Origin of the sequence: Limnofasciculus baicalensis BBK-W-15, assembly GCF_024178385.1 — a bacterium.
GTDB classification, from domain to species: Bacteria; Cyanobacteriota; Cyanobacteriia; order Cyanobacteriales; family Coleofasciculaceae; genus Limnofasciculus; species Limnofasciculus baicalensis.
The window spans coordinates 5,131-19,957 of the sequence record NZ_JAMZMM010000077.1 but is presented as its reverse complement, the minus strand read 5'-3'; the positions used below and the strand labels follow the sequence as shown (position 1 = coordinate 19,957).

Sequence of the window (14,827 nt, the reverse complement as noted above, 5' to 3'; positions counted from 1 at the left end):
GAGTTTTGTTAGCGCAGCGGGACGAAGTCCGTTTTGAGTTTTAATTCAAAACTGATAAATTTACAAGTTATAGATTACTTTTCCTTCCCATTTCCCTGCGCCATGGCATCTTCTAATTCATCAATATCTTCAATCATTTCAAAATTATCAATAGTTTTAGTCTTTTTCTTGCCACCAAATAACCGCCCCAGCCAATTCTGAAGATTATCGACATAACAGAATAATACTGGCACTACCACCAATGTTAATAGAGTTGAAGTGGTAAAACCACCCATCACCGCTAGCCCCATTGGACTCTTTACCTCAGCTCCTGCACCGACTCCTAAAGCTAAGGGAAGTGTACCAGCAATTGTGGCTAAAGAAGTCATTAAAATTGGGCGGAGGCGAGATATTCCAGCATTAATTACGGCTTGATGCTGAGACTTGCCTTCCTCTAAATTAATTAACGCATAATCTACTAAAAGGATAGAGTTTTTAGTCACAATTCCCATTAACAAAACTATGCCAATTAAAGCATACAAACCCAATGATTTTTGAGCAATCATTAAACCCAGCAACGCCCCACCTAAAGAAAGGGGTAACGCTGCCATAATCGCAATGGGATAGAGAAAATTATTATAAAGGAGGACGAGAATAGCATAGATACACATTACGGCAAAAGATAGGGCACTGCCAAACCTTCCGAAAATATCCCCCATAATTTTGGCATCTCCAGCAGGTTGTTGCACCACTCCCGGCGGCAAAGGATTCATCGCGGGTAGCTGCTTGACAGCGGCTACAGCTTGTCCGAGAACAATACCTTCTAAATTAGCGTCAACAGATACTTTCCGGGAACGGTCAAAACGGTCAATTTGGGCGGGACCACTACCAAATTTTATATCTGCAACTGATATTAATGGGACTAAAGTATTGTTTTTAGTGGGGACTTGGAGATTTTTAATTGTATCGATATCATTCCGGGCTTTGGGATCGATTTGGACGCGAATGGGAATTTGGCGGTCTGGTAGATTAAACTTAGCTAAATTAGAGGGATTATCACCAATAGTAGCAAGAGAAGCGGTACGTGCGATCGCTTGTACTGTTACGCCTAAGTCCGCAGCCCGCGCGGGGTCCGGAATGACGAGGATTTCTGGCTTCACCAAACTAGCAGTAGAAACTACTTCCACCAAACCGGGTATGCTTCTCATCTGTTTTTCTAAATCATTGGCGGCTTGGATTAAAGCATCGGGATTTTCACTTTTGAGGACAATAGATAAATCTTTTCTTCCGCCTCTACCCCCTTGACTATCGAAACTAATTCTCGCACCAGGAATTTGCCGAAATTCGGGACGTAATTCTTTTTCAAAATCAACTTGGGAAATAGTTTTCCCATCTTTTTGCGGACGTTCTTCTTTTGGTTTAAGCTGAATGGATATACTGCCTTGATTTACACCACCACTACTACTTGCACCAACAGTTGTGAGTACGCTATTTACTGTGGGATTTTTTTCAATTATTTTTTGGGCTTGTTTCGCTACTTCTATAGTATCTTTGAGAGTGGAACCCGGAGGAAGTTCAAGAGAAACCGTGGATAAACCTAAATCCCCACTATCCACAAATCCTTTGGGAATTAAGGGGAGTAACATGAGTGAACCGATGAAGAATGCGATCGCTAGTGCTATTGTTGTTAGTTTATGTCTTAGTGACCATTGGAGTAAACTGCGATAGGGATGAGACTTTACAGCGGATTTTGCAGCGGATGGTTGGCTGGTTTGTCTTGGGGATTTGCTTCGGGTGAAGGGGAAAATAGAAAAGGAGAACTTATTTTTAACTTTTCCCTCTTTCTTCTTCCCTATTCCCTTTTCCCTGTTCCCTATTTTACCCTTTAATAAGTATGCTCCCATCATTGGGGTAACGGTACGGGCAACTAGGGTAGAAAATATAGTGGAAATGGCGACTGTTACGCCAAAAGGTTGGAAAAATTGACCGGGTACGCCACCCATAAATGCGACGGGTAAAAATACAGCAATAATTGTGGCGGCGGAAGCGAGTACGGCTAAACCTACTTCGGCGGAAGAGTCTAATGCAGCTTTAAAAGGGCTTTTCCCCATATCCATGTGGCGGTCCATATTTTCGATTTCTACCACCGCATCATCTACTAAATTACCGATTGCTAATGCTAAGGCTAACAATGTCATGCTATTGAGGGTATAACCCAGCATTTTCTGGACAGCAAAAGTAGGGATAATTGATAGAGGTAAAGCGAAAGCTGTAATTAAAGTCGCACGCCAATTCCGCAAAAATAGCATAATTACAATTACGGCTAAGACGGAGGCGCTGATTAAATCGTCGATAGTACCTTTATAAGATTCCCGAATAGTATTAGCCCGTGTAAATATTAGTTCTAATTTGACATCAGGAGGCAGAGTTTGTGGTAATTTTTCTACTGCTTTTCTGACTCCCTCCTCCACAGTAACTAAAGTACTACCCGTACTCCGTAATATCTGAAAAGCTACCACAGGCTTCCCATTAAAAAGAGCCGCACTTCGCGCCTCTCCATAGCCATTGACTACTTCTCCCAAACTAGATAAAGTAGTAGAACCACCATTAGGTAGAGTAATCTCATAACTTTTCAGTACCTCCACATTCGCCGCACTCCCCAAAGTCCGAATACTCTGTTCGCTGCCCCCAATCTCACCCCTACCACCTGGTAAATTAATATTAAAAGCCCGAATTTGGTCATTAACCTGAGTAGCAGTAATACCCAACGCCTGCAAACTACTAGGATCTAAATCTACACGAATTTCTCGATCCACACCACCAATCCGCCGCACTTGCGCCACCCCCTGTACCGAAAGTAAAGCGCGACTAATATTTTGATCCACCAAATAACTCAAATCTTCCACAGAAAGCTTGTCCGAAACTACAGCATAAGTCATAATCGCCCCCCCCGCAAATTCCAACCGCCTTACCACAGGTTCATTAACATCAGCAGGGAGATTTTGCCGAATCTGAGAAATCGCATTCCTGACATCATTAGTAGCACGATCGCTATCCGTACCCAAAACAAAATTAACTACAGTACTAGAAACCCCATCATTAACAGTAGAACTAATATTATCAATATTACCCAAACCTGCGATCGCATCTTCAACCTTTTTCGTCACCTGAGTTTCCAACTCCACAGGTCCGGCACCAGGTTGAGTCACAGTCACCGACACCGCCGGGACATCAATATTTGGACTAGCATCAATTCCCAATTGAGTAAAAGACATCCAACCAAATACAGTCAAAATTATAAATAAAACTATAGTTGGTACTGGCTTACGAATTGACCATTCTGAGATGTTGAAGGACATTTTTTTTTGTTGGTTAGATGGAGTTTTCTAGCATTGGCATAATATTTGTTTTTAACGCAGAGGGCGCGGAGGTAAGCGCAGAGGTACACAGAGGGTTTGGGAGGAGGAGAGAGATGATATTTGGTTAGGGGCTGTTTTCATTAGGATTATTATTTAAAACCTCTGTGTATCTCTGTGTCACCTCTGTGTACCTCTGTGTTAGAAAAAACTCTTATTATGATAGTCGCAACCTCAATTTGCTTGGGTAACAATTGAGAATACTAATTGTCATTCACAGGAATAAATCCATCTCAACTAGAAATAAATCAGCTAATTTCTTAGCTTCATTATGCCTAATCGGTCTTTTATTGCTACTCGATACCAAGCATAAAGGGCATCACAGGAATCCGGATGTTCCTCACAGAATTCGCGCAGCAATTTTCGGCTAATCACACGCATCACACCAACCTTGTCAATTGCACCACTGTCTCTATTAACCTTTAACTAACATTAGTCATTACCTGGACTTTGTCACCATCTTTGATAAATGGCGCACCTTTGATTACAATTCGATCTTTAGCAGATAAACCGCTTTTTATTTCTACTCTTTCTCCTGGTAATATTTCTCCTACTTCTACTGTTAACGCTTTCACAGTATTATCGGGTTGGAGGACATAAACAATCGCACTTCCATTAGGTTGAGATACTATGGCTTTGGCGGGGATAGTTAAACCAGTATAGCTTCCTGTGGTAATGACTGCTTTTAAGAACATTCCCGGTTGTAATGTTCCTATTTCTTCTAGATCTACTTTTACCGTTGCTTGACGAGTTTTTTCATCTAGTATGGGGTCAATTTCTCGGACAGTTCCTGATAGTCGCATTTTGCTATTCGCATCTGAAGTAATTTGGACTTCTTGCCCGGGGCGAATTTGGGATAATTGAATTTGGGGGACTTTTAATAATAGTTCCAATCGCCCATTTTCGATGATTTTAAATAGTTCTCCTGATCCTGATGTGACATCGCCAACTCTGGCATTTCTTTCGGCAACTTTTCCACTTGCAGGAGCCACAATTCGGGTATCTTTTAATTGCACCAAATAGGTTTGCATTTGGGCTTTTGCTTGCTCTAGTTGGGCTTCGGCTTGGGTAATTTCTTCAGGGAGGGGTCCGGCTACGAGTTGCTTGAGTCTTTGTTGGGCTTCTCGCAGGCGAGATTGGGCTTGTTCTAGGTCGGAACGTTTGCTACGCTCTAGGTTAATTACTTCATCAAGGCGATCGCGAGCAACTGCACCTTCTACCTGAAGCATTTGGTTGCGCTGTACCCGCATTCTGGCTAAATCTAAATCTGATTGGGCTTCTGTAATACCAGATTGAGCGCTATTTACTGTTTCTTGTGCTTGAGCAATTTCTTCGACACGGGTTCCCGCTTTTAACTGTGCCAGCCGTGCTTCGGCTTGGGTAACGGCAGCTTTGGCTTGAGTTAATTGAGCTTGGATGCGATCTTCACTCAATAATGCCATTGTCTGTCCAGTTTTCACATACATTCCTTCATCCACAAGTACTTGCTTAATTTGCAATCCCGTAGCTTGAGACATGACGGAAACTATATCACCCAAGGGAGCAACAGTCCCATCAATTCCTTTTAAGGTGCGGCTAATCGGTGCTGCTTCTACCGCTGCAACGGTAACGCTTTGAGCAGGTGCAGTTGATGAGGCAGCGGGGGGAAGTTTGCGGGGGGGAGTCTTTGTTTGTTTACCAGATAGGATATGGTTGCCGAAGAGTGCGATCGCAATCCCAATCCCAATCCCAAAAATTAATCCCCGCGCTCCAGATACAGGGTTAGGGCGGGGTATCTCAGTTTGAGGTATTTCAATTCCGGGTATTTCAGTTTCGGTAATTGAGGATGACACTGTATCCGGCTCTATGTCAGGAGGTGATGCGACGGCGGAGCCGTTTAAATTAATTTTATCTTGCTGTGGGGCGGTTTGAGTCACGGTTGTTCCTCTGTTACAGGTAGAGCTGGGTAAGTTTGTGAAGAACTGTTACCTTCCTTATTATTACTTAAAATTTAGCTCCTGTGACGGGTTGGCCCAGGGAAGAGGTGAGTGGTGGGAGGTGGGAGGAGATTTTCTGTCAACTTCCCCTAGTTATCCCCGATTGATTTCTAACCTGAGATGTAGTTAGGTTTTTCAACAAGGCGGTTAAAACCGCATCTACACAGACAAAACCCGCCGTCGCGGGTTGTAAGATCTTTAGTCTGCGCAGGCAGACTTTGTTTGTATAGCCGCGAATTCCATTCGCCAAGGCTAGTTGACTAATTGACATTGAAGCAAGATCTCAATTTCAACCGACTTAAGCTATAAGACAGTGGCTGATAGCCACTGGCGGGTTTTGGGTTTTGTCACGGGTTTTCATCTCCCCCTCGTAATATCCCCCATCTCCGAGTCGTGAGATCGCGGATCTAAATTTACATTAGCTTCACAACCTGTTAATTCATTGTTATCTCCGCATATTTTTGATCTATAATCAAACCCATTGCTATTTTGATAACGTCATCTCGTTTAACCATTTCTCCAATTTCTTCGGCTTCATATCTACCTTCAAATGCTTCTAATGATGCGCGATCTAAGGCAGAATCATAGGCATCTTCCAAGGTTTCTCTTAATTCATTTTCAGTCAGGTAAGTTCCTTTGGCTTTATGACGCTGATTTGTCCGTTGAATTTGCTTGACGGCATTGCGGATGGAAGTTTCCCAAGACTTGGTGGTGCGATTTTCGGCAATTTTTTTGATTAAATGTAATAAGAGGATAATGCCATAGCTGAAAATTTTATTGAGTTTATCAGATTTACTCATTTCCTCTAGTTCTTCCACTAGTTCGATAGCTTCGGAAATTTTGCCTTGGTGGAGTAGTTCTTTTAGGGTAATTAGTTCTTCCATTTGCCTTTATTCCTCCGCTTTTCGATCCCTTGGAGCTAATCACTTTTGGTGCAATATCTTATTGTATATGTGACGATCCACTAGATATTATAGAGGACTTAATAGTTCTCAGTGTTGAGTTCTCAGTTTTCAATTAAAACTCAAAACTCAAAACTCCCCACTCCCCATTCCCCAAATTAAGCACTCGCCTGATTCAATTCCTGCCAACGCTGTTGCCACACTGCGTCTATCCCCTGAAGAATATCTGGTAAATCGGCAAACGCTTCAGCTTGACGTTTGATTTCCGGGGCTAATTCTTCTAAGGATATTGACTCGCTACAACATTGCAACACATGTCCCCAGGCTTGTAGCCATTGTCTTCCGGCTTCCTGATGGGCACGAATGGGTTTTAGGCGTTCCTCTTCTTCCCGCAGGTGGTGAGATTGTTTTACCCAAGCTTCGCGCCACTTCTCGAGGGTTTCTGGCTTGGCTTTGGTATCGTACCATTCCCTTTCTGTACGGAGTATTTCGCCTAACTCGTCGAGGCTGGTGCGATTCTGACAATTGTTAATTGCCACAATTCCTTGTTCCACCCAGAGGGGCAAATGGCGATAGCTGATAAACTTGCCACGCCCTTCGACGAATTTCACCCAGATTTGGTGCTGCCAGCATTCAATCCGCTCAATTTGCCGGAAAGGAATTTTCAGAAAAGCCGCCACTTGAACACGTACTCTATCCACTGAAAATGCAGTCGGATTAACGATTCCAGCGGTAATCAAATTTACAGACATAGATATTCACTCCTGGATTTGAGCGGTGTCCCTACCCAAAAATTTAGCCACCCCGATGCCATAGTTAAGTCAGGGTGGCTAGAGTAATGTTACCATATCTTCTAGTCTCCAGACTGGTTGTACAGTTTGGGGGTCAGCCGCTCAAAACCCAGCTAACAGGTTTTGAGTGGCGCTAATATTTTTAGGTTTTTTGTTTAAGTAGCATTACTATAACAGATTTCGGGAGATCTGCTCAAGGGTCAAGCTTTTTTCATAAATCTTTACATTTGCTCAAGATCGGGGTAGGGTGGGCAGGCACTGCCCACTCTACTACTTCAACCTACTTCCACCTTCAGTTGACCTCTAAGTAAGTCACTAATTTCATCAGTGTAGTGTTGAAATTGAGAATAACGCTTAATTTTATAAGTGCGATCAATTGGTAAATTTATTTTAAATTCTTGTTGTATTGTACCAGGACGAGAGGTTAAAACGTAAATCCGTTGGGCGAGAAATACTGCTTCACTAACATCATGAGTAATCATCAATATGGTGGTGTTAGTACGCTGCCAAATCTCCAGGAGGAATTGTTGCATCGCTTCCTTCGTTTGAATATCTAATGCGCCGAAGGGTTCATCCATTAATAATATTTTAGGCTGACAAGCTAAAGAACGTGCGATCGCAACTCGCTGTTTCATGCCTCCCGATAATTCTTTGGGCAACGCCTTGGCAAATCCTGACAATCCTACCACATCTAAATAGTAAGAAACTCGCTGTCGTCTTTGTGCTGCGGGTATCCCCTGTAATTTTAAACCAAATCCAACATTATCTGCTACATTCATCCAAGGATATAGGGTGTAGCTTTGAAAAACCATACCACGATCTGCACCTGGTCCGATAACACCCACTCCATCGACAATAATTTCTCCTGCGGTGGGAGTGTCTAAACCTGCAATTAATCGCAGTAGGGTTGATTTTCCTGAACCTGAAGCACCAACGGCACAGATAAATTCTCCTTCTTCTATATGGATGTTGATATCTTTTAGGGCAACAATTATACCATAAATCTTCGGATTGAAGCTACTTTTACTTAAAGCTACTTTTGCCCTTAACCGATTAGCAATTAGCAATTAATTGGGTTAGGATTCTAATTTTGGGAATATGTTTTGACAAAGCGGTCGTCAAATAGTTTGGTTAAATCTGGTGCTGTTTTAATTAGTTTTAATTCAACTAAGAATTTACTAACTTCTTGGGCTGCATAAGAGAGGGAGTGCATATCTTTACCAGGAGAAAATGCTTTGAGGTTATCCTGAATTGTAAAGATTTTAGTGCCAGCATCATATTGTTTATACTCTTGAACAGAAACACCTGCACGTTTTGATAAAATTGAGAGTGATTTCTCTGGATTTTTCTTCATAAAGTCGAGAGTATCAAACCAGGTATTAACCAAAGCCTGAACATCTTGTGGTCTTTCCTCAATCATCTTTCGGGTAACAACCAAATGATCCGGAATAGCACCAGGAAAGTCTTTTGAACTAAACAATTCTTTACTACCAGGACGTTGCAATGCTTTAGTTGTGAAGGGGGCAAATACAGCAGCGGCATCAATTTGTCCTGCGACAAATGCTGCTGCTGCTATGCCTGTTTCTAAGGGTTGAATCTGGACATCTGTGGCTGATAAACCAGCTTTTTTTAGTCCCAATAATAGGAGGAAGTGATCGACGGTTCCCACTTCTACACCAATTCTTTTTCCTTTGAGATCCCCAATTGTCTTAATCCCGTCTCTAACAATAATTTTATCATTACCTGTAGAGTTATCATTGACTAAGACAATTACTTGTTCTGCACCCGCAGCAATTGAGCTAATGGTGTCATTTAAAGTTTGAGTATTGGCATCTAATTGTCCAGCGGCTAAAGCGTTTATAGAATCCAGATAACCATCAAACCACTTTAAATCTACTTTAACTTTGTTCGCTGCAAATAGTTTTTCTTCTTGAGCAACTTGCCAGGGTAACCAACCTGGCCAAGCACTGAATCCCATCTGGATAGGACTTGTTTTGGCTGGTGTAGTTGAGGCATAATTTGAAGTTGGTTGAGATGGAGTACAACTGACTGCGATCGCTAAACCAAAAACAAATATAATCAGTAACGAGAGTAACTTGCGGATTTTCATCAAATTCTCCTTGTTTTACAGCCAGATAATTAGTTATTAATTATTAATAGTCAGCGATCCTGTATCAGGAGTTACCGTTTACTCAACTAAGTCCATCAAAGGATATCAAACGAATCTACTTACTTGAGATAGCACCCAATTAAACCAAGTATTCAATCCCTCCCCAGTTTTAGCAGAAATCGGAATAATAGTTACAGTCGGATTCATCTGACACACATTAGCTTCGATCCTAGCAATCTCAATATCCAATTTACTATAACACGACACTACCTGAAGCTATCTCCGATACAGATAGCAATAGACAAGGCAGTTAGGGCATCAGTAGTGAGGGGAGGGTGAAGCATAATGGTGATACTTCAGTTATTTCAGCGGTTTATCTTCGCCTTCTATTCTACTTGTCAGTACGTTTTTGTGTCATAACAACATACTGTACCGAAAAAAAAAATGTAGCACAAATGGGTAGAAATAGATAAAATAGATGAGATTCAATTGTCTTTAAGCATTCAGGGGGTCTGATTATAATATGGGATGGATTTATTTAATGATTGCAGTAGTTTGTGAAATTGTCTGGGCTAGTACTTTAAAAATGACCGGGGGATATTCACAATTATGGCCATCTGTTTTTAATGCTGTTATTCTGGCTATCAATACTTATTTTATTTCTCTTGCTGTCAAAAGTTTGCCAGTTGCCATTGCATACCCTATATGGACTGGTTTAGGTGGTGTTGGAGTGGCAATTGGGGCTGTTATATTTTTTGATGAAAGCCTGGGAATCTTTCAAATACTTTGCATCCTTCTCATAATTTTAGGAGTTATTGGTTTAGAAGCTACCAAGTCGGAAGAAGCTGTAGAAACTTCTAATTCTTCTGTAGAAGTTACTAATTCTGTAGAAGGATTAGAGCCTATTAAGCTTGACGAAATTTTAAACTCGATCGAAATCCAACAACTAGTAGAACCTATTAGACTGGAATAATCCAGTATTATAGACCAGATTAGTTAACAAAATGTAATTGTTTGGGTTAATTTTTGACTAAGAGGATTTATTGATGAGTAGGGAATGGGCTTGCTTGATAATTGCGATATTTTGTGAAATTGCCTGGGCGACAACTTTAAAACGTACAGAAGGATTTACACGCTTTTGGCCATCTGTCATAAATGTATTGTTTTTATGTGGTTTGTTGTATTTTATTTCTGCGGCTGTTAATGTTTTACCAGTAGCAATTGCTTATCCTATATGGACAGGATTGGGTGGTGTTGGAGTTGCGGTAGTTAGTGTAGTATTTCACAAGGAAAAATTAAGCTTTATGCAAATTGTTTCCATTCTATTAATAATTACAGGGGCTGTTGGATTAAAGCTGGCTGAGGTTCATTAAATGAAACAATTCATCCCACTATATCTAGAATATCAATCCAGCGGTAGTAGATTAAAAATTAAACCTATCAAAACTAGACCGATATTCGAGAAAGTGGGATGAAGGCTGAACTATGTTATTCAAGAAAGGGGAAACATTCCCCTCACAATCGGATAGGATACCTCAAATATCCGTTTCGCTCAACTCGCGTGTCATGTGGTCAAATGGTCCATCGACAACAGAGGCATCAATACCAGCCGCCGCCACTTGCTCCTTGACAATGTTTTTCATAATCTGGATACCCACTACGGTTGGTCCGATGGGAACCCCCAAAGAGTTGTACAGTTCCCGCAACCCTTGCAATACCCGTTCATCAAGGACATCGTAACTTCCAGCCACCATAGAGTAACTGGCGTAGCGGAGGTAATAGTCCATATCCCGCAGACAAGCAGCATAGCGACGGGTAGTATAACCCATCCCACCGGGACGGAGCAATTCTGGAATTTCCTCAAACATTGCGGAGCCAGCTTGCTTGACAATTGACGCAGCATTGGAATTAATGACTGCGGCAGCGGCGACTCGTGCTGTACCGCTAGTAAAGTAAGACTTCAGCGAGTCTATGGCATCCCGATCCAGATAACGCCCTGTGATGTCGTATGTTCTAATCAGGCTTGTAATGGCATCCCTCATCAAATTTTCTCCCAACAACGATCTATAGATATATCCATCTTCTAATCATCACACAGGGTTGACCCGCAAAAATATGAATTGCTAGGGAACCTGGATTAGAGTGATGCGATGATGTAGTTCGTAGTATTTTACCCTTGATCTGCACCTGCGACTAGAAATATTTAGTAACAATTGCTACATTTTAATCTTTTTATCAGCTTATACAGAATTTGTCATTGATATTCTGTAGCTTAAAATACAAAACACCGTCCTACCTACTCCCTAGGATCAGTCAGGTCTATAACTGAGATCTTGCACGCCTTTCAATAACTGCTTTGGTGGGGACTCCCCCCTAACGTAATTTTAGACTTTTCGAGTTATCTGAGGGAGTGCCCACCCTACAAAAAACAGTTTGTTGTGAATGAGGCAAGATCTAAGTATAAGTTAGATGTCGAACAACGGAAAAAGGACAGTTGACTCGATTGCTATCCACGAAACCTATTTATCGGGAGCATCCCACTTTGGCAAAGATACTCGTTTTTCGCCCTCCCTTTTCACCCCCCCAGCCCCCCTTGTCAAAGGGGGGAGAAAGAATACAACCTGTATTTCTTCCTTTCTCGGGATGCTCCCTATTTATCCTTTGTTTAAACAATAGTCAAACTCAAACAGGAGTCATTTATGCCGAAAACCCCACAAGATATCTTGAAAATGATTCAAGATGAAAAGATCAAGATTATTGATCTGAAATTTATTGATATGCCGGGAATCTGGCAGCATTGCTCCTTCTACTACGATCAAATTGATGAAAGTTCCTTCATAGATGGTGTTCCTTTTGACGGCTCAAGTATTCGGGGTTGGAAAGCAATTAACGAATCTGACATGTCCATGGTACCAGATCCAAACACCGCTTGGATTGACCCATTCATGCAGGAAAAAACCCTCAGCATGATTTGCTCGATTAAAGAGCCGCGTACCGGAGAATGGTATAGCCGAGATCCTCGTAGTATTGCCAAAAAAGCAGTTGAATTCCTAGCTTCAACGGGACTTGGCGATATGGTTTATATTGGACCGGAAGCTGAGTTTTTCGTATTTGATGATGTTCGCTTTGACCAAACCGAGAACAAAGGCTACTACTATGTAGATAGTGTTGAGGGACGCTGGAATTCCGGACGAGAAGAAGCAGGTGGTAACTTAGGTTATAAACCAGGTTACAAACAAGGATATTTCCCCGTCGCACCTACGGATACTCTCCAAGATATGCGGACGGAAATGCTCCTGACTATGGCGCAGTGCGGCGTACCAATTGAGAAGCATCACCACGAAGTTGCGACAGGTGGACAAAATGAATTAGGTTTCCGGTTTGCACCTCTAATTCAAGCGGCTGACTATTTGATGACTTATAAATATGTTATCAAAAATGTTGCTAAGAAATATGGCAAAACTGTCACCTTCATGCCCAAACCATTATTTAACGATAATGGTTCCGGTATGCACACTCACCAATCTATTTGGAAAGGCGAACAGCCATTATTCTGGGGCGATGGTTATGCTAATCTGAGCAAGATGGCACTCCATTATATCGGCGGATTAATTAAACACGCTCCCGCATTATTAGCTCTCACAAACCCAACAACTAATTCCTACAAACGTTTAGTACCAGGGTTTGAAGCACCAGTAAATTTAGCTTACTCTCAAGGCAACCGTTCCGCTTCAATTCGGATTCCTCTATCTGGTACTAATCCTAAAGCAAAACGCTTAGAGTTCCGTTGCCCTGATGCGACTTGCAATCCATATTTAGCCTTTGCAGCAATGCTTTGTGCAGGTATTGATGGGATTAGGAATGAAATTGATCCTGGCGAACCTTTAGATGTGGATATCTACGATTTATCACCAGAAGAATTGAGTAAAATTCCTTCCACTCCAGGTTCCCTGGAAGGTGCTTTATCAAGTCTGGAAAAGGATCATACTTTCTTGACTGATACTGGCGTATTTACGGAAGACTTTATCCATAATTGGATTGAGTACAAGCTTTATAATGAGGTGAATCCGATGCGTCTGCGTCCTCATCCTTATGAGTTTGCTTTGTATTACGATTGCTAGGATTTAGGTGAGGGGGTTAGGGCTTGTTTTCAAACCCCGGAAGGGCGAAGCATTCGGATACAAAACATTGGTTTATAGTTACAATTTATCGCCCGAATGCTTCGCCCCTACACCAAATTGTTGTTGGACAATTTCTAAGGGCAGTTTTAAAATCATGGCAATTTGTTCGATACTCAATCCTGCTTTAATAAGTTATGGAATTGCTTCTAATATAGCCTCTTGATAAGCTTTTGGTTGTTTTAATTCATTTTCAGGTAAATTTGTGCAGATATTGTCTCTATAAATCTGTACGCTATTTACCACATTATAATTAGAAAAATTAGATTTATTATACCTTGTCAAACTAGATTTAATATTAGTTTTCTTTACTTCTTCTCCTAATGCTGTTGATATGGTTTGCCATAACTTACCCGCTACATCTTTTATATACTTCTCAGAACGATGAGTGTTTTTAGCTATTTCTGCATATTTTTGATAGTCTAATGATCCCTCTAGTATTGCTTGCTGAAGATCGTCTAAATGTTCTCCAGTGTACGAGAAGATTAGCTCATCTACCGTGGAGACTAGTGAGTGAACATCTGATGTGTTCATAAGCTACGTTTGCGGTGGGAAGGAATTTGGTTTTATATTGCATTATATTGCATAATACGACCTAATCGGTATTTAGATTATTTTTAGATTTGCTTCATGTTTCTTCATGTTACCTTATATGGCTTTATATGGCTTTATATGGCTTTCTTGGGTCTTGCGGGGAAAATTTTAATTGTATATGCTTTACTTGGAAATAATGCTATTCTTAGCTCAGTGAACAATGCAATTGATGGGAACTTATTAACCACTACGACAATGGGGAATACAATAGGTCAAGACCGCCGACTCTCTATCACACTTGGTTTTACGGCTATCCCCGAACCCTCTTCCACCCTCAGCCTCCTCGCTCTCGGCACACTCGGCGCAGCTTCAACCCTCAAGCGCAAACTAAAGACATCCAAATATCCAGAAAAAGAACCCACAAAAGTCGGCTAATTTCCTTCTCAAAAACACAACAAACAACCCCTTCATTCAGTCAGTTGAGGGGGTTTATTTTTTGGGATCTATTTTAGAGATAAAACTTATAGGCTTGCTCAAATTTATTTAGGCGGTTGAAGGGCTGTGAAGGTGCGATTTGCTTGTAGTAGCGCAACGCGATCGCAGATAATCAGCTTAAGATAGCGTCAACTCAAATCTTCCGTCAGTGCCAACAACCGCCAGTGGTTAAAACCACTGTCTAATAGCTAAAGTCCATTGAAATGGACTGAAATCTGAAATCATTAAAAAAAATAATCTTTTGACATCTTGCCTCATGCTCAACTGGCGGTTGAAACCGCGTCTACACAGACAAAACCCGCCGTCGCGGGTTTATTAGTCCGCGCAGGCGGACTTTGTTTGTGTAGAGGCGAATTCATTCGCCTTTTATTTGTTGCTTATTCTGTAATATGTCCATTGAAATGGACTGAAATCTGAAATCATTAAAAAAAATAATCTTTTGACAT

11 protein-coding genes and 2 pseudogenes are annotated in these 14,827 nt (G+C 41.4%); 4 read left to right on the top strand and 9 right to left on the bottom strand.

Features of this window, described 5'->3' with window-relative positions:
* Nucleotides 1–74: 74 nt before the first annotated feature.
* The 7 genes and pseudogenes from NJ959_RS10145 to NJ959_RS30660 all read right to left on the bottom strand — a co-directional run.
* Nucleotides 75–3,338, bottom strand: a complete 3,264-nt coding sequence (locus NJ959_RS10145; protein ID WP_254011634.1) for an efflux RND transporter permease subunit — start codon at nucleotides 3,336–3,338, stop codon at nucleotides 75–77.
* A 479-nt stretch (nucleotides 3,339–3,817) separates the two neighbouring features.
* The gene (locus NJ959_RS10140; protein WP_254011633.1) at nucleotides 3,818–5,311 is read right to left on the bottom strand and encodes an efflux RND transporter periplasmic adaptor subunit; all 1,494 of its coding nucleotides are present in this window, start codon (nucleotides 5,309–5,311) and stop codon (nucleotides 3,818–3,820) included.
* A 494-nt stretch (nucleotides 5,312–5,805) separates the two neighbouring features.
* A complete protein-coding gene (locus tag NJ959_RS10135) occupies nucleotides 5,806–6,255 on the bottom strand; it encodes a DUF29 family protein (protein WP_254011632.1) in 450 nt (149 codons plus the stop codon).
* A gap of 176 nt (nucleotides 6,256–6,431) precedes the next feature.
* The gene (locus NJ959_RS10130; protein ID WP_254011631.1) at nucleotides 6,432–7,025 is read right to left on the bottom strand and encodes a hypothetical protein; all 594 of its coding nucleotides are present in this window, start codon (nucleotides 7,023–7,025) and stop codon (nucleotides 6,432–6,434) included.
* Between the two features lie 314 nt (nucleotides 7,026–7,339).
* Nucleotides 7,340–8,131, bottom strand: coding sequence for an ABC transporter ATP-binding protein (locus NJ959_RS10125; RefSeq protein ID WP_256529020.1), 792 nt, complete (start codon nucleotides 8,129–8,131; stop codon nucleotides 7,340–7,342).
* A gap of 17 nt (nucleotides 8,132–8,148) precedes the next feature.
* Nucleotides 8,149–9,174: an ABC transporter substrate-binding protein gene (locus NJ959_RS10120; protein WP_254011630.1), complete on the bottom strand. Its 1,026-nt coding sequence runs from the start codon at nucleotides 9,172–9,174 to the stop codon at nucleotides 8,149–8,151.
* Nucleotides 9,175–9,279: 105 nt separating this feature from the next.
* Nucleotides 9,280–9,423 (bottom strand): annotated as a pseudogene (locus NJ959_RS30660) (hydrogenase nickel incorporation protein HypB); the annotation flags it as partial.
* A 274-nt stretch (nucleotides 9,424–9,697) separates the two neighbouring features.
* Between NJ959_RS30660 and NJ959_RS10110 the strand changes: the two are divergent.
* Complete coding sequence (locus NJ959_RS10110) at nucleotides 9,698–10,147, top strand: DMT family transporter (protein WP_256529019.1); 450 nt, start codon at nucleotides 9,698–9,700, stop codon at nucleotides 10,145–10,147.
* A gap of 73 nt (nucleotides 10,148–10,220) precedes the next feature.
* Nucleotides 10,221–10,547, top strand: coding sequence for a DMT family transporter (locus tag NJ959_RS10105; protein WP_254011628.1), 327 nt, complete (start codon nucleotides 10,221–10,223; stop codon nucleotides 10,545–10,547).
* A 162-nt stretch (nucleotides 10,548–10,709) separates the two neighbouring features.
* On the opposite strand, the gene apcB is transcribed toward NJ959_RS10105, so the two are convergent.
* A complete protein-coding gene (apcB, locus tag NJ959_RS10100; protein WP_254011627.1) occupies nucleotides 10,710–11,216 on the bottom strand; it encodes an allophycocyanin subunit beta in 507 nt (168 codons plus the stop codon).
* 657 nt (nucleotides 11,217–11,873) lie between these two features.
* Between apcB and glnA the strand changes: the two genes are divergently transcribed.
* Nucleotides 11,874–13,295, top strand: coding sequence for a type I glutamate--ammonia ligase (glnA, locus tag NJ959_RS10095; RefSeq protein ID WP_254011626.1), 1,422 nt, complete (start codon nucleotides 11,874–11,876; stop codon nucleotides 13,293–13,295).
* 192 nt (nucleotides 13,296–13,487) lie between these two features.
* Here the strand turns inward: glnA and NJ959_RS10090 are convergent, their stop codons facing one another.
* Complete coding sequence (locus NJ959_RS10090; protein ID WP_254011625.1) at nucleotides 13,488–13,886, bottom strand: helix-turn-helix domain-containing protein; 399 nt, start codon at nucleotides 13,884–13,886, stop codon at nucleotides 13,488–13,490.
* Between the two features lie 306 nt (nucleotides 13,887–14,192).
* Here NJ959_RS10090 and NJ959_RS30655 point away from each other — a divergent pair.
* A pseudogene (locus NJ959_RS30655) lies at nucleotides 14,193–14,321 on the top strand (PEP-CTERM sorting domain-containing protein); the annotation flags it as partial.
* Between the last annotated feature and the right edge of the window lie 506 nt (nucleotides 14,322–14,827).